This is a genomic window from Burkholderia latens, assembly GCF_902499045.1.
GTDB lineage: Bacteria > Pseudomonadota > Gammaproteobacteria > Burkholderiales > Burkholderiaceae > Burkholderia > Burkholderia latens.
The window spans coordinates 1-19,031 of record NZ_CABVPL010000010.1; the positions used below are offsets into that span (position 1 = coordinate 1).

General features: G+C 69.9%; 17 protein-coding genes and 1 pseudogene. 5 read left to right on the forward strand and 13 right to left on the reverse strand.

Annotated elements, in window-relative coordinates; all coding sequences use genetic code 11:
* From BSE24067_RS09880 to BSE24067_RS32440, 4 genes and pseudogenes are all read right to left on the reverse strand, one after another.
* Nucleotides 1-612, reverse strand: a pseudogene (locus BSE24067_RS09880) (cellulose biosynthesis protein); the annotation flags it as partial.
* Nucleotides 597-1,835 carry a cellulose synthase complex periplasmic endoglucanase BcsZ gene (gene bcsZ / locus BSE24067_RS09885; protein WP_174904738.1) on the reverse strand — a complete coding sequence of 413 codons (1,239 nt, stop codon included), beginning with the start codon at nt 1,833-1,835 and terminating at the stop codon, nt 597-599. The gene bcsZ and the pseudogene BSE24067_RS09880, both read right to left, overlap by 16 nt.
* 3 nt (nt 1,836-1,838) lie before the next feature.
* Nucleotides 1,839-4,160 (reverse strand): cellulose biosynthesis cyclic di-GMP-binding regulatory protein BcsB, encoded by a 2,322-nt coding sequence (gene bcsB, locus BSE24067_RS09890; protein ID WP_174904739.1) that lies wholly within the window; start codon nt 4,158-4,160, stop codon nt 1,839-1,841.
* A gap of 507 nt (nt 4,161-4,667) precedes the next feature.
* Complete coding sequence (locus BSE24067_RS32440; protein ID WP_244130413.1) at nt 4,668-4,847, reverse strand: hypothetical protein; 180 nt, start codon at nt 4,845-4,847, stop codon at nt 4,668-4,670.
* Between the two features lie 188 nt (nt 4,848-5,035).
* On the opposite strand from BSE24067_RS32440, the gene BSE24067_RS32445 reads away from it, so the two are divergent.
* Nucleotides 5,036-5,218 carry a hypothetical protein gene (locus tag BSE24067_RS32445; RefSeq protein WP_244130414.1) on the forward strand — a complete coding sequence of 61 codons (183 nt, stop codon included), beginning with the start codon at nt 5,036-5,038 and terminating at the stop codon, nt 5,216-5,218.
* 85 nt (nt 5,219-5,303) lie between these two features.
* Here the strand turns inward: BSE24067_RS32445 and BSE24067_RS09900 are convergent, their stop codons facing one another.
* The 4 genes from BSE24067_RS09900 to BSE24067_RS09915 all read right to left on the reverse strand — a co-directional run bounded on the left by BSE24067_RS09900 (nt 5,304) and on the right by BSE24067_RS09915 (nt 8,379).
* Nucleotides 5,304-5,756, reverse strand: coding sequence for a hypothetical protein (locus BSE24067_RS09900; RefSeq protein ID WP_151068131.1), 453 nt, complete (start codon nt 5,754-5,756; stop codon nt 5,304-5,306).
* On the reverse strand, nt 5,756-5,929 hold the full coding sequence (locus BSE24067_RS09905; protein ID WP_170297553.1) for a hypothetical protein: 174 nt from the start codon (nt 5,927-5,929) through the stop codon (nt 5,756-5,758). Before BSE24067_RS09905 ends, BSE24067_RS09900 begins: the two co-directional genes overlap by 1 nt.
* Nucleotides 5,929-7,695: a bifunctional alpha/beta hydrolase/class I SAM-dependent methyltransferase gene (locus BSE24067_RS09910; protein WP_151068127.1), complete on the reverse strand. Its 1,767-nt coding sequence runs from the start codon at nt 7,693-7,695 to the stop codon at nt 5,929-5,931. The genes BSE24067_RS09905 and BSE24067_RS09910 overlap by 1 nt, the downstream gene beginning before the upstream one ends.
* 78 nt (nt 7,696-7,773) lie before the next feature.
* Nucleotides 7,774-8,379: a CDP-alcohol phosphatidyltransferase family protein gene (locus BSE24067_RS09915; RefSeq protein ID WP_151068126.1), complete on the reverse strand. Its 606-nt coding sequence runs from the start codon at nt 8,377-8,379 to the stop codon at nt 7,774-7,776.
* A 454-nt stretch (nt 8,380-8,833) separates the two neighbouring features.
* Between BSE24067_RS09915 and BSE24067_RS09920 the strand changes: the two genes are divergently transcribed.
* Nucleotides 8,834-9,466, forward strand: a complete 633-nt coding sequence (locus tag BSE24067_RS09920) for a lysophospholipid acyltransferase family protein (RefSeq protein WP_151068124.1) — start codon at nt 8,834-8,836, stop codon at nt 9,464-9,466.
* A gap of 36 nt (nt 9,467-9,502) precedes the next feature.
* Nucleotides 9,503-10,432, forward strand: coding sequence for a phosphatidate cytidylyltransferase (locus BSE24067_RS09925; protein WP_151068122.1), 930 nt, complete (start codon nt 9,503-9,505; stop codon nt 10,430-10,432).
* Between the two features lie 124 nt (nt 10,433-10,556).
* Here BSE24067_RS09925 and BSE24067_RS09930 read toward each other — a convergent pair whose 3' ends face one another.
* The 4 genes from BSE24067_RS09930 to BSE24067_RS09945 all read right to left on the reverse strand — a co-directional run bounded on the left by BSE24067_RS09930 (nt 10,557) and on the right by BSE24067_RS09945 (nt 15,692).
* Nucleotides 10,557-12,386, reverse strand: coding sequence for a methyl-accepting chemotaxis protein (locus BSE24067_RS09930; protein WP_151068120.1), 1,830 nt, complete (start codon nt 12,384-12,386; stop codon nt 10,557-10,559).
* A 295-nt stretch (nt 12,387-12,681) separates the two neighbouring features.
* Nucleotides 12,682-12,993 (reverse strand): AtuA-related protein, encoded by a 312-nt coding sequence (locus tag BSE24067_RS09935; RefSeq protein WP_151068119.1) that lies wholly within the window; start codon nt 12,991-12,993, stop codon nt 12,682-12,684.
* On the reverse strand, nt 12,993-14,354 hold the full coding sequence (locus tag BSE24067_RS09940) for an acyclic terpene utilization AtuA family protein (protein ID WP_151068117.1): 1,362 nt from the start codon (nt 14,352-14,354) through the stop codon (nt 12,993-12,995). Before BSE24067_RS09940 ends, BSE24067_RS09935 begins: the two co-directional genes overlap by 1 nt.
* A gap of 39 nt (nt 14,355-14,393) precedes the next feature.
* Nucleotides 14,394-15,692 (reverse strand): CitMHS family transporter, encoded by a 1,299-nt coding sequence (locus BSE24067_RS09945; RefSeq protein ID WP_151068115.1) that lies wholly within the window; start codon nt 15,690-15,692, stop codon nt 14,394-14,396.
* Between the two features lie 97 nt (nt 15,693-15,789).
* Here BSE24067_RS09945 and BSE24067_RS09950 point away from each other — a divergent pair, with 97 nt between their 5' ends.
* Nucleotides 15,790-16,686 carry a LysR family transcriptional regulator gene (locus tag BSE24067_RS09950; protein ID WP_151068114.1) on the forward strand — a complete coding sequence of 299 codons (897 nt, stop codon included), beginning with the start codon at nt 15,790-15,792 and terminating at the stop codon, nt 16,684-16,686.
* A gap of 38 nt (nt 16,687-16,724) precedes the next feature.
* Here BSE24067_RS09950 and BSE24067_RS09955 read toward each other — a convergent pair whose 3' ends face one another.
* On the reverse strand, nt 16,725-17,318 hold the full coding sequence (locus BSE24067_RS09955) for a flavin reductase family protein (protein WP_151068112.1): 594 nt from the start codon (nt 17,316-17,318) through the stop codon (nt 16,725-16,727).
* 463 nt (nt 17,319-17,781) lie between these two features.
* Between BSE24067_RS09955 and BSE24067_RS09960 the strand changes: the two genes are divergently transcribed.
* The gene (locus tag BSE24067_RS09960; RefSeq protein WP_151068110.1) at nt 17,782-18,942 is read left to right on the forward strand and encodes a porin; all 1,161 of its coding nucleotides are present in this window, start codon (nt 17,782-17,784) and stop codon (nt 18,940-18,942) included.
* Nucleotides 18,943-19,031: the final 89 nt, after the last annotated feature.

Below are 19,031 nucleotides of genomic sequence, written 5' to 3' on the forward strand. Positions count from 1 at the left end.
GACCGTGCGGCGCAGCGCGGCGAGCGCCGGCTCGCGGCCGCCCGGCGCGTTCGACACGATCTGGTAGTACTCGGCGCCCAGCGCGCCGGACGGCGCGCCGTTCGGAAACAGCGCGACGATGCGCCGGGCCGCTTCGTCGGCGCGGCCGCTGCGGGCGAGCAGGCGGATTTGCGCCATCTCGCCGCGCCCGCTCGTCGCGACGCGGTATTCGTCGGCCGCGCGCCGCGTGTCCGGCGCGGAGGGCGCGAGCGTCTGCAGCCGCGCAAGCGAGGCCTGCGCGCGTTGCGCGTCGCCGAGCCGCAGCAGCACGCGCATCTGCTCCGCGAGCAGCGCCGGGTCGTCCGGCGCGATCAGCAGCCCTTTGCGCAGCGCGTCGCGCGCGAGGTCGTCGCGATGCTTGTCGCCCCACATGCGCGCGGTCGCGAGCTGGCGCCGCGCGTCGGCCAGATCGGCCGCGGTCGGGGCCGAGGTCGCCGCGGCCTTCGGCGCGACGGCTTTCGGTGCGGCCGCGACGGTGGCGGCGGCCGCGGCCGGCCCGGCCGCGCAGACGCACGACGCGAGCCACGCGAAACCCGCGACGCGCGGCGCGGTGCGCTTCATCGGGCCGCGCATGAACGGCCCTCCCAGCGGGGATCGAGCGAGCCGTCCGCGCCGAACCGGTAGCGGCCTTCGCGCCAGCCGAGGCCGAACAGCGTCAGCACGCTCGTGTAATAGCCGGGCGCCGACTGGCGCGCGAGCGTCTCGACGCGCGCCGCCTGCGCATCGGCGAGCGCATGCTGGCCGCGCGCATCGAGAAACGGCACGGCGGCCGCGGAGAATCCGCCGTTGCCGTCGTTCGGGCCTGCGACGCCGGTCGTCGTATCGACCTTCTCCGGCGGCGCGCCATGCGCGGCGATGTAGTCCGCGAACGGCGCGAAGCGCGCGAGCAGCGGCGCGGCGAGCGGATCGGCACGATCGAGCATGCCGGCCCACAGGTACACGCGAATCGCGTTGTACGCACTTTCCGCATGGGTCTGCGGATCCGGGGCGAACCCGGCCCCCGCGCGATACAGCGCCCAGTCGGGCGCGAAGCCCTTCGGCGCGGTGTCGAGCAGCACGCGGCCGGTGCTCGTCGCGAGCGCGGCCCAGCGGCGATCGTCGGGCAGCCGCGCGGCGAGCCCGCGGATCACCTGCGGCGGCGAATAGCTCGGATTCACGCGCCATTGGCCGCCGGCCAGCTTGAAGCCGGTCGGCCCGGGCAGCAGCGCGAGGCCGAGCCCCGGCACGCTGGCCGTCTCGTCGTCGAGCACGCGCTTCGCGAGCAGCGCGCCGCGCGCCGTGTAGCTGCGCTCGCGCCACAACCGGCCGGCTTCGACGAGCGTGTACGCGATCCACAGGTCGGCATCCGACGCCGCGTTCGCGTCGAGCACGCGCCATGCGCCGTCGGGCGCGCGGCCCCACAGCCACGCCGGCAGATGCGCGCTCAGGTCGCCCTGCGCGAGGTTGTTCTCGGTCCATGCGAGGATCGTGTCGAACGTGCGCCGGTCGTTCGCGACCAGTGCGAAGAACAGTCCATACGCCTGCCCCTCCGATACCGTGCGCGAATCGGCCGAGCCGACGTCGATCACGCGGCCGTCGGCCGACACGAAATCGCGCTTGAACGCATCCCAGCGCGGCCATGCCGTGCCGCATTGCGCGTCCGCCGCGCCGGCCGCGCTGCGTGGCGTCGCCGGTGCGGCCTGCGCCGCCCGTGCCGCCCCGGCTACCGAACACGCGGCCGCAACGGCCAGCACCCACGTCGCGCCGACGCGCCGCGCCGGCCGCGTGGCCCGTCGCCTTGCGAATGCCCACGCCATCCGTTACATCCCCCGTCGGCGCGCGGCGATTCTCTGCAGCACGCTGAACACGCCGAGCGCGAGCAGCAGCCCCGCGACGACCCCGACCACGCCGAGCACGACCGGGTGCCGCGCCGCCTGCGTCCACACACGCGCATACCACGGCACGAAGCCGACCACGTACGGCTCGCCGACGCGCAGGCTGTCCACCTGCCCCGGCCGCACCAGCGCGAGGTCGCCCTGCAGCTGCGACACGAGGCCCGGCTTCTCGAACACGTCGAGCAGATCGCCCAGGCGCGCCTGACCGGTCGCCGTCAGCGCGACGACGCTGCGGCCATGACTGCCCGGCAGCTCGAAACCGGCGAGCGCCGCGAGCTGGCCCGTCTGCTCGATATGCGCGCTGCCGTCGGCCATCCCGACGCCGTTGCGCCAGCGCTCCTTCACCGAGAACGCGACGCGCGTCGCGCCGGTGCCGCGCTGCTGGTCGATCGATAGCGGCAGCGCCGTGCGCCAGCGCGACAGCAGCGGCGACGCGGGCGAGCCGTCGATCACGAGCAGGTCCTTGCGGCCGTCGAGCGCGGCGACGTCGCCGGGCCGCGCGACCTGCACGCGCAGCGCCGGGAAGCCGGTCCACTGGCCCATGTGGCCGAGCATCGTCAGGTACGCTTCGAGCTCCTGCGGCGATGGCCGGTCGGGCACCACGACCGCCGTCTGCGACAGGTCGGCGAAGCGCGTGAACGGAAAGCCGCTGTTCGCGAAGAACGCGAGGTTCGGCAATTGCGCGTAGTGGACGAAGTGCGAGAAGTCGATCGTCGAATCCGGATCGATCGCCGCGCGCTGCGGCTCGGTCGCGGTGCTCGAGCAGAGCCCCGTCTTCTGCGAGTCGAGCGTGAAGCGGAACTGCAGCTGGTTGCCGCTGCCGACGCGGAACGCCGGGATGTCGACGTCGCTCGTCACGCGCCCTTCCGGCACCGACAGCAGCGGCAGCTGCATGCGCCCGCGCGCGTCTTCCGCATGGGCCGGCCCGAGCCGGTACGACTTCACGAGCTGGTCGTTGATCTCGACGGCGAGCGTCGAGTTGTCCTGCACGGTCGGCGCCGTGTAGCGGTAGCGCAGCGTGATCGGCACGCCCGAGCCGTTCCACGAATGAAGATCGGCCGGCACGCGCAGGTTCAGGCGGATCGCATCGGGCGACGTGCCGCGCACTTCGAGCTCGCGCGGGTCCGACACGAGCTCGCGGAACGCGATCGGCCGGTTCACCGGCAGCCAGCGCGGCGCATCGTACGGCTTGCGCGGCGCGCCGAGATCGACGTGCGCGACCGTCGCCGCCGGCCCCGACAACGCCGCGCGGCCGAGCACGAGCGTCGCGACCGCGTCGTCGAGCTCGGCCGCCGTGCGGCCCGTCACGATCAGCAGCTTGCGGCCCGGCGCGGCCGGGTTGTCGACCACCGCGAGCAGCGGGCCGTTGACCGACGGCAGCGCGAGCCCGGCCGGCAGCGTCGTGGCCGTGCCGACTACGACCGCCTGATCGTCCGCCGGCAGCGTGGCCGCGACCGGAAAGCGCGCCTGCCGGTAGTCGGCCTGCGCGCCGAACCACGACGCGAGCACGCCGGCGCTGCGCAGCGTCGCCGAGTCGGGCGACGCCGGCAGCACGAACGGCAGCCGCAGCAGCCCGTTGTCGCGCCGGTCGAAGAACGGCGCGGGCAGCAGCGCGAGATCGTTCGGCAAGCGCACCGGCGATTCGTCGAGAATCAGCTCGCTCGTCGGGCTCACGTCGGCCCACAGCGCCGAGTTCGACGGGTCCTCGCAATGATCGAGCGTGTAATGCGCGATCAGGCGCAGGCCGATCTGGTTGTAATCGGAGAAGTAGCGCGGATCGATCGGAATGTCCTGCGTGATCATGCGGCCCGCGCGCGGCGCGTCGAACGGGACGGTCGCGACCACCTCGCCGTTGACCGACACTTTCAGGTGCGACATCGGAAACACGAGCGACGGCGAATACGCGTAGGTCAGGCGCAACCGCGCGCCCGTGACCACGCGGTCGAGCCGCACGCCCGCGTTGATCGTGCGCGCGTCGTCGGCGCCGCGCAGGTGCACCGGATCGAACGCGCCCAGCGACGCGAACGGCAGGCGCACGGTCGTCGCCGGCAACCCGGCGGCCGGCGCGCTGGCGGCGCCCGGCGCGGCGGCGAGCGGTGGTGTGGCCGCGCCGCTGCCGGGCGTCGGTGTCGCCGAAGGAGCGGAGGCCGCCGGCACGGCCGGCATCGGTGCGGCCGACAGCGCGGCCGCATGGAGCGCACCGACCGCGGCGACGGACAGGACGAACAACGACGCAGCCGGCTTCATGCGCGGCTCCGCATCGTCGTGGTCATGGTCGTGGTCGTCCGGTGATCAAGCGCGCCGCAACCGGCGCGCGCAAAGCAGCTATGCCCGTGAGTGCACATCCCCACTGCTTCCCCTCAAAGTCTGGCCTAATTCATTTATCGAAACGACCCGGCGAATTCTCCGCTGCCGGCCGGCAGGCTGCGCTCGCCTGACACCGGCGCCCGCACATTCGTCACACTATCTCAAAATAGAGACGAAACTCACCCGGATTCGTGCGGACGAAGCGAAAAACAACTCGGTTCGGTCGGAAATACGACGCGCGGCGATTGAATGGTAAAAATTGCACCGTTGCTGCCGGCCGGACTGGCCGGCACCCTGCGGCGCCGAACCGTCGCTCCGGACAACCGGCCGGATGCCGGCTGCGGCCCGTTGCGAGCCGCCCGGAGCAACGCTGCCGCGTGCGCGGCGCGTATCCTACCGCAAGCCGGCACCGCGCGCCGCGCTTTCTTCATCAAAAACTGACCTGGATCAAACAGCCGACACCACGATCCCGCCCGCCGACACGCTGCTGTGCAGCATTGCGGTCCAGACGGAGATCGCGAAGCCGGGCATCGATCGCGGCAGCGTGATGACCGACGTGACCGGGCAGGTGCCGCGACTCACCGGTGCGGGCGGCGCGGCGGACGAGTTCGCCGAAGGCGACCACATTGCGTACCGCGCCGCATCGGGCTCCGCCGCAGGAATGCTCGGGCTGCGGCTGCGCCCGCGCGGGGAGCGTGTCCGGCCGGTGCGTGACGGGCGGCGAACTGCTGTAGTGCAGCGATCCGGAAATCGACCCGCGCGTCGATCGCGATGCCTGCCGCCTGCCGAACGTCGGCCGCCGCGACGACGTCGGCGTGAAACGCGTGCGGCTCGCGCGGCCGGTAGGCGAACCGTTCGAGTTCGAAGGGCACCTGCTGCGGTTCAGCTCGGCTCGGCTCGGCGTCTGCGTCGGTCTCAGCGTCGCGATGCTGTCCGACGACGGCACCGACATGAACGCGCTGATCGAGCACGCGGATCGCGCGCGATGTACGAGGTGAAGCCCACGCGGGCACAGCGGGCCGCGCACACGCTCGTGTCACGCGCGCCGCGTTCGGCCTGCCGCCGCGGCACACGCCCGCGCGGCTACCCGATCCGTGCCGCCGCGATCGCGAGCCCGACCACGATCCACTGGGCGATCGCGACCAGCACGCTGGCCCGGCATAGTCCGACCGCGCCGCGCACGCGTGCGTCGAGCGTGCGTCCGGCCTTCCGTTCATCGATCCAGCCGAGCTCGGCAAGCGCGCGATCGAGCGCGGCGAGCGCGTCGTCGATCGGGTCGCCGCCCGACGCCGTTCGCGCCAACGCGGCGAACAGCCGCCGATCGATCTGGATGCGCACCGCGTACCACAGCGCGGCGATCCCCGACCCTGTGCTGACCACGGCCAGCAGCACGCGCGCGACCGCCGCCGCCGGCCAGCCCGACGCGATCCACCACCCCGCGCCGGCCGCGGCAAACGCGGCGGCGATCGCCCACGCGCCCGCGTCGAGCGCACCGCGCGCGGCGGCGATCCGAAACGATATGGATACGTCGCGCATCATCCGCGCTCCGTCACGCGGCGGCGGCCGAGCCAGTCCTGCAACATGACCGCGCAGTCGGTCGACCACAGCGCATACGACCGCACCGCAGCGGCCGCCGCGAGCGCCTCCCGCGCATCGCGGCGCCACGCGACCGCGCACGTCACACCGCGTCCGCCGCCGAGCGCGCTCATCACGCGTCGACCCGCTGCGCGAGGCTGACCGTGAAGATGCCCTTCTCGTCGATCCGCTGGTCGAGCTTGCGGAAACCCGCTCGCGCGACGAGCTCGTCCATCTCGGCCTGCGAACGGCGGCGCATCACCCACGTTGCGTCGCCGCGGTGATTGTTCAGCGCACGCGCGATGAACTCGAGTTGCGGATGCCAAGGCTGCCCCGTATAGACGAGATAGCCGCCGGGCGGCACCGCGTGCGCGAGCCCGCGCAGCGAGCGCTCGATCAGCGCGTTCTCGCCGAACAGTTCATACAGCCCGGACACGATCGCGAGCGTCGGCCGCGGCTCGAGCGCCGCGAGCGACGCCTCGTCGAATGCATCGCCGCGCTCGAAGCGCGCGATCGGTTCCAGGCCGCGCTGCGCGATCAGCACGCGTCCGGCGTCGACGTTCGGCGGGCTGTAGTCGCGCAGCGTGATGTCGTCCGGCGCCGCGCCGTCGCGCTCGGCGACCGTCGCGATCGCATCGAGCACGTAGCGGCCGTGCCCGGCGGCGATATCGACGATCCGCACCGGTTCGCCGCGCTCGCGCAGCCGGCCGATCGCCGCGCCGATCAGCTCCTGCAGATGCACCTTGCGCTGCCGGATCCCGGCCCAGCCCGGCGAATCGAGATAGGTTCGATCGATCAGCGTACCGATGCCGAACCGCCCCTGGGCGCGGTTGCGGTAAACGTAGTCGAGCGTCGAGCCCGAATCGAAGCCGAGCCGCAGCCCGAGCGCGATGCCGTCCGACAGCGCGCCGCCCGCCTTCAGCGCGGCGCGCACGATCGCCCAGTACGCGCGGGCGAACGGGTTCGCGGGCGGACGGCCGAGCGCCGCGTATTCGTCGTGGAACGCGCCGCGCCGGTCCGCGTCGGCCAGCGACACGCGCGGGCTCGGCGTATCGAACTCGCGCAGCACGAACGCGCGTAGCGGCGCGAGCGCCTGTGCGCGGTCGCGTTCGCCGAGCGTGTCGTGATAGAAGCCCGGCAGCACGATACGCTCCTTGCGTGCGGCGCCGAGCCGCTCGTAGAAACGGTCCTGCGGGCCGCGATGCACGACCCAGTCGGCACCCGAGATCAGCAGTTGCGTCGGCACGGTGATCGCGGCCGCGTCGGCGACGATCCGCCGCGCGGTGTCGTGCAGATCGAGCAGCATGTTGACGGCGATCGGCCGCGTGATCAGCGGATCGGCCGCGTAGCTCGCGATCCGTTCGGGATCGTGCGTGAGCAATGCCGGCTTCACGTAGCTGTTCACGTAGAACAGCCCGCGCAGCTTGTGCATCAGCCGCAGCCCCGGCCGCGCGAACGGTACGTACAACTTGATGCGGAACGCGGGCGACGCGACGACGAGACACCGGATCGGCGGTGCGTAATCGTGCACCCAGGTCGCCGCGAGCACCGCGCCGACGCTCTGCCCGACCACGGCCATGTCGCCGATCGCGATGCCGTGCGTGTCGCGGATATGCTCGACGAACGTCTGCAGATCGCGCACCGACGCGGCCGCGCTCGGACTGTAGCCGCGTGCGCCGGGCGAGCGGCCGTGGCCGCGTGCGTCCCATGCGAAGAATGCGAAGTCCGGCAGGTCGAGTTCGTCGACGAGATGCGCGACGCGCGCCGAGTGTTCGTGGCCGCGATGCAGCAGCACGATCGCGCCGCGGCAACGCGGGCCCGTCGCGGGCCAGTGGCGATAGAACAGCGTCTCGCCGTCGTGCGTGATGAAGTCGGCCTCGCGGGCCGTGCGTGCGCTCATCCGATCTCTCTCGTTTCGTTATTCGAATCATGCGGCGCCGCCCTCCGGCGCCGGTGCAGCCGCGGCAGTCGAACGCCGTCAGCCGCCCGCTTCCGCGACACCGGCCTGCACGCGCCGCACCGCCGTCACGATCGACAGCACGATCAGCAGACGCCACAGCCACGCGGCGACGCCGCCGACCGGCAGACCGAAGCCGATCCACAGCGCGAACGCGCCGAGCGCGAGCGCGCGGTCGCTCTTGCCGAACGGGCCGTCGTAGCGGCGCGTGGCGCCGGCGAGCGGGCCGATCAGCCCAGCGCATTCGACGATGACCGCCGTCAGCGCGAACAGCCAGACGTCTGCCGCCGCGAACGCGGGAATCGCGAGAAACGGCAGCACGAGCGCGACGTCGGACACGACGTCGCCGAGCTCGTTCAGGTATGCGCCGAGCGTGCTCTTCTGCCCGTGTTCGCGCGCGAGCATCCCGTCGATCGCGTTGAGCGCCATCCGCACGAACAGCCAGATCGGAATCAGCAGGAACAGCACGCGGGCGAACACACCGAGCCCCGCGAGCGCGCCGACGACGATCGAGCCGCCGGCCGCGAACAGCGTGACCTGGTTCGCGGTGACGCCGCGCGCGGCAAGCGAATCCGCGAACGGACGCAGTTGGTTCTGGAATTTCGGTTTGAGTGCGTAGAGGCTCATCGTTTTATTTGGTTCGGCACGTTCGGACCCGTTTGCCGCCGCCATGCCCCGGGCGGCGCGGCCGCCGGCGACGGGTGCCGGCAGGTGGTCGTAATCGTCGCCGAGCGGCCCCGATGCGTCAAGCCGCGCCATGCGGCCGGGGTGCCGCGCAATCTGGCGTTTTCGGCGGAAACTCGCGATAATCCGCTGGCCCGCAAGCACAGCAATCGATTCGAACTGCAGACGGGCGCTCGTGCAACAGCCGATTTTCCCGCCGTCGAACGGCGATGCACCGCGACGCAACGTGCGCGGCGAATCGTCCGACGATCGCGGCCCTGCGACAGGCAGCCACGAATTTGAAAAAAATTGAACAACAATGGCCGTCCGGCGCGCATCCTGCCGCGCCGGCATTCCGGGAACCCGCGCGCCGCCCCTGCGCGGCCGCGCGCGCATGCGCGCAGGAGGCGCCGCGCCGATGAACATCGTCAACGTGTGGCAGCGCGACTTCCTGCTGTCGATCGTGCGGCTCGTCGCCGGCGCGTATCCGGTCTGGCATCAGGCGCCGCCGTCGCCGACGCAGAAGATCTACTTCTCGAACCACACGAGCCACATCGACACGCTCGCGATCCTCGCCGCGCTGCCGCGCGACGTGCGCGCGGTCGTGCGGCCCGTCGCGGCGCGCGACTACTGGGACAGCGGCGACCTGAAGCGGCACATCGCGCAGAAGCTGCTGAACGTCGTGCTGATCGACCGTCACCGCGAAAGCGGCGGCGACCCGTTGGACCCGGTGCGCGACGCACTGCGGCAAGGCCACTCGATCATCATCTTCCCGGAAGGTACGCGCGGCGCCGACGTGTTGCCGCAGCCGTTCAAGAGCGGCCTGTTCCATCTCGCGACCGAGTTTCCGGACGTCGCGCTTGCGCCGGTCTACCTGGAGAACCTGCAGCGGATCATGCCGAAGGGCACGATCTGGCCGGTGCCGCTGATCTGCAAGGTGCACTTCGGCGCGAACGAAGCGCTCGGCGCCGGCGAAGACAAGCCGACCTTCCTCGCCCGCATGCGCGACGCGATCGTCGCGCTCGCGCCGCCGCAGCGGCCGGCCGGCTGAACGGGGCGCCCTTCTCTTTCCTTTCCGGATCTCTTCATGCGAACTCTCTTCTGGGAACTCGTCGCGGGCGTCACCGGCGTGCTCGCGCTCGCGACCGTGATCGGCGCGATCCTCGGCGCGCGCAGCGGCGGCACGAATGCGACGATCGTCAACCTGAACCAGCGCATCCGCGCGTGGTGGGCGATGATCGCGATCATGGTCATCGCGATCAGTCTCGGCAACAACGTCACGTACTTCGTGTTCGCGCTGCTGTCGTATCTGACGCTGCGCGAATTCATCACGCTCACGCCGACGACCGCGAGCGACCATACGACGCTGTTCATCGCGTTCTTCATCGCGATTCCGGTGCAGTATCTGCTGCTCGCGATCAACTGGTACGGGATGTATTCGATCTTCGTGCCAGTGCACCTGTTCTTCGCGATGTCACTGGTGTCGGCGCTCACGCAGGACACGCGCGAATTCCTGAGCCGCAACGCGAAGATCAACTGGGCGCTGATGGTGTGCGTGTACGGGCTGAGCCATGCGCCGGCCGTGCTGATCCTCGACATTCCGCGCTACGCGGGGCAGAACGCGCTGCTGCTGTTCTTCTTCCTGTTCGTCGTGCAGATCAGCGACGTGCTGCAGTACGTGGTCGGCAAGCTGTTCGGACGCCGCAAGATCGCGCCGCGGCTGTCGCCGTCGAAGACGGTCGAAGGCTTCATCGGCGGCGGCCTGCTCGCGACGCTGTGCGGCGCGTCGCTGTATCGCGTGACGCCGTTCGGCTTCGGCGCGGCGTTCGGGATCTCGCTCGCGATCGTGATCGCGGGCTTCGTCGGCGGCCTCGTGCTGTCGGCGGTGAAACGCTCGCTCGGCACGAAGGACTGGGGCTCGATGATCGCGGGCCACGGCGGGATGCTCGATCGCGTCGACTCGGTCTGCTTCGCCGCGCCGGTGTTCTTCCACCTCGTGCGTTATCTGTACGTGTGATGGATCGGGCGGCGCGATGCCGGCCGTTTCCGCGTTTGCAGGATCAATGTCCTGCGCGCAACGCCGTCGGCACGATGCGGCGGCCGCCCATACCGTCACCCTGCGTCGAGCGACAACTCCCCGCTCACCCCACCCCCGCCTCGGCCGCCTGCGCGCGAGCCAGCTTGAATTCGCCGACCATTTCCGCGAGCTGCGCCGCCTGTTCGCGCAGCAGCGCGGCAGCGGCCGCCGACTCCTCGACGAGCGCGGCGTTCTGCTGTGTCGAATGATCGAGTTGCGACACGGCCTGATTGACCTGCGCAAGGCCGGTGCTCTGCTCGTTCGCGGCGATCGTCATTTCGGAGATCACGCTGCTGATGCTGCGCACGCCATCGACGATTTCGTCCATCGTCGCGCCGGCCGTCTGCACGAGCCCCGAGCCGCCCTCGATCTTCTCGACCGACGACTGGATCAGCTGCTTGATTTCCTTGGCCGCCTGCGCGCTGCGCTGCGCGAGCGTGCGCACCTCGCCCGCGACCACCGCGAAGCCGCGCCCGTGCTCGTTCGCGCGCGCGGCCTCGACCGCCGCGTTCAACGCGAGGATGTTGGTCTGGAACGCGATGCCGTCGATCACGCCGATGATGTTCGAGATTTCGCTCGACGCCTTCGTGATTTCGCCCATCGTCGCGACCACCTGGCTCACGACCTCGCCGCCGCGCACCGCGACGACCGACGCGGATTCCGCGAGCCGGTTCACCTGGGTCGCGGAGTCGGCGGAATTGCGCGCCGTGCCGGCGATCTCCTCGAGCGCGGCCGCGGTTTCCTGCAGGCTCGACGCCGCATGTTCGGTGCGGCTCGACAGATCCTGGTTGCCCTGCGCGATCTCCGCGCTCGCCACGCTCACGGATTCGCTGAATCCGCGGATCTTCAGCAGAATCGCGCTGATCTTCTCCGCGAACAGATTGAACGCGCGCGCGATTTGCGCGGCTTCGTCGGAGCCGTCGGCGTCGAGCCGCTTCGTCAGGTCTCCGCTGCCGCTCGCGACGTCGGTGAGCGCGTCGCGCACGAGCAGCACGCGCTTGAATGCCGCGTTCGTCAGCGCGCCGACCAGCGCGGCCGCCACGCACGCGACGACGAGAATCGCGATCAGCGTCGTCGCGGCGACCGCGCGCATGCCGGCCGTCACGTCCGACCGGTCGAGCGCCATCACGAGCGACCAGTCGGTGCCAGCGATCGCCTGCGCGCGCAGCAGCTTGGTCGCACCGTCGATATCGAGCGCCACCGGCTCGGACGCGGCCTGCAGGCCGGCCAGGCGCTCCGGCGTCAGATCCGGCGACAACTGGGTCGCCGGCTTCATGATCAGGTCCGTCTTCGCGCCCGCGATCACGCGCCCGCTTCGATCGACCAGGAATGCGAAGCTCGCCGGCGTCGGGTGCATCGATGCGACGATCGTACTCGCGCGCTCCATGTAGAGGCTCGCGGCCAGCACGCCTTTCAGCGTGCCGGCGCGCATGATCGGCGCCGCGAACGCGAACGCCGGCTTGCCGGTCGACGCATCGGGATACAACGCGGTGACGACGAGCCGGCCGGCGTCGACGGCCTGCTTGTACCACGGGCGCGCGGTCGGATCGTAACCGGCCGCGAGCGGCACGTTGGACACCGCGGTGCGATCCGGCAGGCCGAGCGTGAGCACCTGGAAGCCGCCCGACTTGCCGAGCAGCGTCAGCGCCGGCAGCGGATCGCCTTCGCCGACCGTCAGCGTATCCGCGAGCGCCTGCGTCTGCTGCGCGCGGCTCGCGATCCACTCGTCGATCGCGATTGCATGGCCGGCCAGCACGGACTTCAGGTTCTGGTCGATGGTTTCGTCGTTGTGCTGCTTCACGACGTAATACACGAGGCCGCCGGTCACGGCGAGGGCCGTGACCACGATGGCGACGCAGGTCGCCAGAATCCGGGCGCGAATCGATGACAGCATGATGACAATGATCTCCGTTGCCGCGTTGTTCGAGTAATCAATGGGTGCTCGCTGTCGTTCTATCGGCCGCCGGCCGCGCATCTTGAGGTTAGACTGGTCAGACCAATGAAAAAAAGCGCGACCCGCGGCCCGGATCCATATAGCGGCCGGTGTTTACGCGTTGGCGGGCCTCGAAATCCGGCGGTTCGGCGCAAACCCGGTCGTACCGGTACCCACCTCCGCCACGCCCCCGGCATCGACCATGAAACCGAAGCGCGACGTCGTCCCGCTCGCCGGACGCGACGGCATCACGCGATCACGCCGGCTCCGGCACGTCGATCGCCAGCAGCGCCGAGCTGACCGACTTCCCGTGCGCATCGAGCGCAAGCGAGCGCGTGACGCCGCCGCCGAGCGCATCGCGCAGCACGAAGTTGAACGCGGCAAGCGCCGGCAGCTCGTAGCGCACGACATCGCCGTGCACGATGCCGGCCAGCCACGCCTTCACCGCCGGCGCATCCAGATGCGCGCGCAGGTGTTCGTAGTGCCGCGGATCGCGGCAGATGACCGACACGTTCAGCGTATTGCCCTTGTCGCCGGTGCGCGCATGCGCCAGTTCACGCAGTTGCATCACGCCTCCACGAATGAAAACGACGGCGTCACGACCGCACGCGGCAGCAGCACCGACTGCACCGCGATCACCTCGCGCGTCGACTTGAACGCACCGCCGCCGCCGGCCGGCCCGTTCGTATAAAGCGTCTCGACTTCGTTGCCGATGCGCGCGGCCTCGGCCGCCGTCGCCGCGCGGCCCGCGACCCGCACGCGGACTTCGGCCGGCTCGCCATGCACGGCGGGCGTCGCATCGCCGTACAGCGCATCGACGCCGATCAGATCGAAGCGCAGCTCGGTCGCGGCGACGCCGGTCAGCGCAAGCCGCTCGCGGACGATGTCGAGCGCGAGCCGCGCACGCGCCAGCGCACCGGGGCCGCCGTACGAGATCTGCCCTTCGCCGATCCAGCCGTCGACGTACGCGACGGACACTTTCAGCGTATCGGTGCGCGCGCTGCCGCGCCCGCCCGTCACGCGCACGCGGTCCGGCGCCTCCTCGGCGACGGCGACCCGCGTGAAATCCGCGACGACGTCGGGCTGCAGATAGCGCGCCGGATCGTGGATCTCGTACAGCAGCTGTTCCTTGCAGGTCGCCGCACTCACGCGGCCGCCCGCGTGCGGCACCTTCGTGATCACGACCGAGCCGTCGGCCGAGACCTCGCCGATCGGAAAGCCGAGCCGCGCCAGATTCGGCACGTCCTTGTAGCCGGGGTCGGCGAAATAGCCGCCCGTCACCTGTCCCGCGCATTCGAGCAGATGGCCGACGACCGTCGCCTGGCCGAGCGTGTCCCAGTCGTCCATCCGCCAGCCGAACGCGTGGATCAGCGGCGCGGCGAAAAGCGACGGATCGGCGACGCGCCCGGTCAGCACGACGTCCGCGCCGGCCGCGAGCGCATCGACGATCGGCGCGGCGCCGAGATACGCGTTGGCGGACACGACGCGCTCGCGATACGCGGCGACTTCGTCGCCCGATTCCTCGAAGCGCAACGCGCCGCGCAGCACGATGTCGAGCACGTCGTCGCCTTCGACCGCCGCGACCTTCAGCCCCGCGATACCGAGCGACTGCGCGATCTGCGCGGTACGCCGCGCGGCTGCGCGCGGGTTCGCGGCGCCCATGTTCGACACGATGCGCACACGTTTGGCCGCCGCCACCGGCAGCACCGCGTGCATGCGTGCGTCGAGCAGCGGATCGTAGCCGAGCGACGGATCCTTGCGCCGCGTCTGCTGCGCGATCGCGATCGTGCGTTCGGCGAGGCATTCGAACACCAGATAGTCGAGCTGCCCGTGTTCGGCCAGCTCGACCGCCGGCTCGATCCGGTCGCCCGAATAGCCGGCGCCCGCACCGATGCGCACGCGACGTTCGTGTAAAGGCTGTGCTGTCATGTCCGTCCCATCATCCGGCGCTCGCGCACCGGGGAAAAATCAGAAAACGCCGAGCGCGACGCACGCGATCGTCATCACGATCGACGCGCCGAACAGCAGCGGAAACGTGAACTTCTGGTGCTCGGCCAGCTCGATGCCGCACAAGCCGACGACGAGGAACGTCGCGGGCGTCAGCGGGCTGACCGGGAACCCGGTCGTCATCTGGCCGAGCAATGCCGCCTGCCCGACGTGCACGGCCGGCACGCCGAGCTGGCCGGCCACTTCAGCGATCACCGGCAGCACGCCGAAATAGAACGAATCCGGATCGAACAGCATGCTGAGCGGCATCGACGCGAGGCCGAGCGCGACCGGGATATGGCCGGCCATCGACGGCGGCACGAAACCGACCGCGGCCTGCGCCATCGCCTTCAGCATCCCGCTGCCCTGCATGATTCCGGTGAACACGCCGGCCGCGAGCAGGATGCCGGCCATCATCAACGCCGCACGCGCATGCGCGTCGATGCGCTTTCTCTGCATGTCGACGTTCGGGTAGTTCACCATCAGCGCGACGCACAGCCCGACCATGAACATGAGCGCGGGCGGAATCTTCTCGCCCATCACGACCATCGTGCCGAGCACGACGAGCGTCAGTACCAGGTTGAACCAGAACAGGTGCGGCCTGCGCAGCGCCTGCTCGTCCGCGGTCAGCTCGCGCTTGGGCAGCGGAATCGACGCATCGTCGCGCGACAGCCCGAGCCGCTTCTCCTCGCGCCGCCCAAGCCAGTACGCGACGCCGAACACGAACACGAGCCCGATCGCCTGCACCGGAATCAGCGGATTGAACAGCGCCGACACCGGCAGGTGCAGCGACGCCGACGCGCGGATCATCGGCCCCGTCCACGGCAGGAAGTTGATCCCGGCGGCCATCGACACCGCCGCGGCCAGCACGCGCCGGTCCATCTTCAGCCGGTCGTACAGCGGCAGCACTGCGGGGATCGTCACGAGAAAGCACACGGCGCCCGAGCCGTCGAGATGGATCAGCAGCGCGAGCAGCGTCGTGCCCATCACGATCCGCGTCGGCCGCGTGCCGACCGCGCGCAGGATGCGGTCGATGATCGGGTCGAGCGTGCCCGCATCGGTGATCGTGCCGAAATAGAGGATCGCGAACACGAACATCCCGACCACGGGCGCGAGCCCCTTCAGCCCGTCGATCACGAATTTGCTGGTGTGCAGCCCGAAGCCGCCGATCAGCGACGCCGCGATCGGCACGATGATCAGCGCGACGAGCGGCGACATGCGTTTGGACAGGATCGCGGCCAGCAGCACGACGATCGTGCCCAGCCCGAGTAACGGCAGCATCGGTGTCTCCTACCTTGTCTTTTATGGAAGACGAGCGTAAGGTCGGCGCAGCAATAGCACAATTGAAATGATTTGATTGCAGCAATCACGAACGATTATGGATCTGAATCTTCGCGACATTCGCGCGTTCGTCACCGTCGCGCAAGCCGGCAACTTCACGCGCGCGGCCGCGCGGCTGCATTTGTCACAGCCGGCGCTGACCGTGCAGATCCGGCGGCTCGAGGAAATCGTCGGCGCGCGGCTGTTCGACCGCAACAGCCGCAGCGTCGCGCTCACGCAGACCGGGCGCGAACTGCTGCCGCTGCTGCAGCGCTCGCTCGACGACATGGAGCGCGTGCTGCGCGACGCGCGCTCGCTCGGCGAGGGCGCGAGCGGCACGGTGCGCTTCGCGTGCCTGCCGACGTTCGCGTCCAGCCTGCTGCCGGAGCTGATCCAGTCGTTCCGGCGCGACGTCCCGCGCGCGGGCTTCGACGTTCGCGACGGTGTCGCGAGCCTCGTCACCGCGCTGGTGCGCAACGAGGAAGCCGATCTCGGGCTGACCGGCGGCGATACGTTCGACGCGTCGCTGGACGTGCTGTATGCGGGAGCGGACCGGCTCGTCGCCGTGTGTCCGAAGGATCATCCGCTCGCGCGCAAGCGGCGCGTGCGCACCGCCGACGTCGCGGCCGTGCCGCTCGTGCTGACCGCACAGGGCACGAGCGTGCGCAGCGTCGTCGACCGCGCGCTGGAAGCGGCCGGCTGCACGCCCGACATCGCGTGCGAACCGACGTACATGATGACGGCCGTCGCGATGGTGCGCGGCGGCCTCGGCGTGACGATCCTGCCCGCGACCGCGCGCGAGGTGCGCGCCGAGCCCGACCTCGTCGCGAAGCCGATCGACGATCCGGCGTTCGTGCGGCCGATCGCGCTCGTCGCGAAACGCGGGCGCACGCTGCCGCGCGTCGCGCAGGCGTTCGCCGACGTGATGCTCGCGGCATTGAAAAAGCGCGCTTGAACCGCGCTTCGGATGATGGAGCGGCACAGCCGCGGCGCTTACTGCGCGTCCGTCCGATCCGGATCGGCGTGCAGCGATTCGCCGATCGCGTAGAAGTTGCCGCCCGCGATGTAGTGCAGGCTGCGCAGCGCCGGATCGGCCGATTCGAAATACCAGTGACCGTCGCGGAACACGCGCGTGTCGGACCACGCGCCGGTCACTTCGCCGATGAACAGGTCGTAGGTCTGCTGGTTGTGCGGCTCGGGAATCAGCTTGCACGCAAGCCAGCCCGAGCAGCCGGCGACGAACGGCAGGTCGCGCCCTTCGACGTCGAACAGCGTGACGCCCGCCTCGCGCAGCTTGTCGGGCCGCTCGGCGAGACTGCGGCTGCCGACCGCATGCGTGAGCTGCAGCTGCGCGGCCGTCGGCACCTGGATCACGAACGCGCCGCTACGCTCGACGAGTTCGCGGGTCTTCGCGGACTTGTCGAGCACGACGGTCAGCTTCGGCGGCAGGAAGTCGAGCGCGCACGCCCATGCGGCGGCCATCACGTTGTCGACGCCGTCGTGGCGCGCCGACACGAGCACGGTCGGGCCATGGTTGAGGAGGCGGTAGGCTTTCTTCAGCTCCACCGGTGCGATGTGACTGTCCATACGGGTTCCCTGGTGAGCGGCGCGGCGCCCGCCGGCCGAAGGCCGCATTCTCGCACTCCGTGGTGGACGCCGCTGGCGGTGTGCCGTCGCCACGGCGCACGCGCAAATAACATATCTGCCCCGCCGCGCGCGATTCAATTCATTCAATAATTAATTGACGAATCGACGACAAACGCGCCGACCGCGCGATTGAACCCGAAATCGCGCCGAATTATCTCGAATCCGGCAATACGTGCCCCGCCATATCTCAAAATTCAAATCGATTGATACGCGCCCATCAATAATCCGAATCTCTCAATAGACCTTGCCGCAGCATCCGGCTGTCTGCTTTAGGTCACATTGGAGAATTTCATTTTTGCCGTTCGACGGCCGCTCGGTAGTCTCCTGCCATTCCGGTTTCGGGCAAGCAAACCCGGCAAATCCCGGGCAAATCCCAGGACAAACCAACACGCAAGGAGATGACATGAAACGCACGACCTTCTCTCTGATATCGCTCGCGGCGTTCGCGACAGCGCCCGTCGCGCATGCGCAGTCCAGCGTCACGCTGTACGGCGTGATCGACACGTCGATCACGTACGTGAACCACGCGCAGGGCAAGGACAACGCGTGGATGCTCGGCAACAGCAGCGCGGGCAACCTGGCCGGCAGCCGTTGGGGCGTGAAGGGCACCGAGGATCTCGGCGGCGGGCTGAGGGCGCTGTTCCAGTTCGAGAACGGCTTCGATCCGAGCACCGGCCGGGCGGGCCAGGGCAACCGCCTGTTCGGCCGGCAGGCGTTCGTCGGACTGACGAGCGACCGCTACGGCACGCTGACGTTCGGCCGCCAGTACGATCCGCTCATCGATCTCGTGCAGGGCATCACCGCCGACAACTATCTCGGCAGCGCGTTCGCGACGCCGGGCGACGTCGACAACTACGACAACAGCTTCCGCGTCGACAACGCGGTGAAGTACACGTCGGCCGTCTATGCGGGCCTGCAGTTCGCGGCGATGTACTCGTTCGGCGGGATCGCGGGCAGCACCGGCGCCGCGCAGTCGTATTCGGCGGCCGTGTCGTACAACAACGGGCCGTTCAGCGTCGCGGGCGGCTACTTCCACGCGACCAACAGCCCCGCGTCGAACGGACTGCGCAACGGCTGGACCAGCTCGTCGGACGGCACCTTCGACGGCCCGATCAACAACGGCTATGCGAGCGCGCATTCGATCGGCATTGCACGCATCGCCGGCCAGTACGTTGCCGGCCCGTTCACGTTCGGCGTCGGCTACAGCAACGCGCAGTATCGGCGCGACGCAAGCTCGGTGTTCGACTCGAACGAGCACTACAACACCGGGCAGGGCTTCGTGAACTACCAGGCGACCAATGCGCTGCTCGTCGGCGTCGGCTACAGCTACACGCGCTCCGGCGGCGATACGTCGGCGACGTATCACCAGGTGTCGGCCGGCGCCGACTACTCGCTGTCGAAGCGCACCGACGTGTACCTGACAGCCGCGTACCAGCACGCGAGCGGCCAGACCGGCGACGGCAACGGCGGGGCGATGGCCGCGCAGGCGTCGATCGGGTCGTACGGCTACGCGGGCACGAGCTCGCAGACGATGGTCAACCTCGGCCTGCGTCACCGCTTCTGATCGACGTCGGCCGGCTGCGGCGCGCTTGCGATCGCGCAACCGGCCGCCCGGAAACGCATCGAGGGTGCCGGTTGCCGGACTGGCAGCGG

Excerpts from the sequence above, each read along its gene's own strand:
- bcsZ (WP_174904738.1), bottom strand. The coding sequence starts at position 1,835 with ATGGCGTGGGCATTCGCAAGGCGACGGGCCACGCGGCCGGCGCGGCGC.
- bcsB (WP_174904739.1), bottom strand. The coding sequence starts at position 4,160 with ATGAAGCCGGCTGCGTCGTTGTTCGTCCTGTCCGTCGCCGCGGTCGGT.
- BSE24067_RS32440 (WP_244130413.1), bottom strand. The coding sequence starts at position 4,847 with ATGTGGTCGCCTTCGGCGAACTCGTCCGCCGCGCCGCCCGCACCGGTG.
- BSE24067_RS09900 (WP_151068131.1), bottom strand. The coding sequence starts at position 5,756 with ATGCGCGACGTATCCATATCGTTTCGGATCGCCGCCGCGCGCGGTGCG.
- BSE24067_RS09905 (WP_170297553.1), bottom strand. The coding sequence starts at position 5,929 with ATGAGCGCGCTCGGCGGCGGACGCGGTGTGACGTGCGCGGTCGCGTGG.
- BSE24067_RS09910 (WP_151068127.1), bottom strand. The coding sequence starts at position 7,695 with ATGAGCGCACGCACGGCCCGCGAGGCCGACTTCATCACGCACGACGGC.
- BSE24067_RS09915 (WP_151068126.1), bottom strand. The coding sequence starts at position 8,379 with ATGAGCCTCTACGCACTCAAACCGAAATTCCAGAACCAACTGCGTCCG.
- BSE24067_RS09920 (WP_151068124.1), top strand. The coding sequence starts at position 8,834 with ATGAACATCGTCAACGTGTGGCAGCGCGACTTCCTGCTGTCGATCGTG.
- BSE24067_RS09925 (WP_151068122.1), top strand. The coding sequence starts at position 9,503 with ATGCGAACTCTCTTCTGGGAACTCGTCGCGGGCGTCACCGGCGTGCTC.
- BSE24067_RS09930 (WP_151068120.1), bottom strand. The coding sequence starts at position 12,386 with ATGCTGTCATCGATTCGCGCCCGGATTCTGGCGACCTGCGTCGCCATC.
- BSE24067_RS09935 (WP_151068119.1), bottom strand. The coding sequence starts at position 12,993 with ATGCAACTGCGTGAACTGGCGCATGCGCGCACCGGCGACAAGGGCAAT.
- BSE24067_RS09940 (WP_151068117.1), bottom strand. The coding sequence starts at position 14,354 with ATGACAGCACAGCCTTTACACGAACGTCGCGTGCGCATCGGTGCGGGC.
- BSE24067_RS09945 (WP_151068115.1), bottom strand. The coding sequence starts at position 15,692 with ATGCTGCCGTTACTCGGGCTGGGCACGATCGTCGTGCTGCTGGCCGCG.
- BSE24067_RS09950 (WP_151068114.1), top strand. The coding sequence starts at position 15,790 with ATGGATCTGAATCTTCGCGACATTCGCGCGTTCGTCACCGTCGCGCAA.
- BSE24067_RS09955 (WP_151068112.1), bottom strand. The coding sequence starts at position 17,318 with ATGGACAGTCACATCGCACCGGTGGAGCTGAAGAAAGCCTACCGCCTC.
- BSE24067_RS09960 (WP_151068110.1), top strand. The coding sequence starts at position 17,782 with ATGAAACGCACGACCTTCTCTCTGATATCGCTCGCGGCGTTCGCGACA.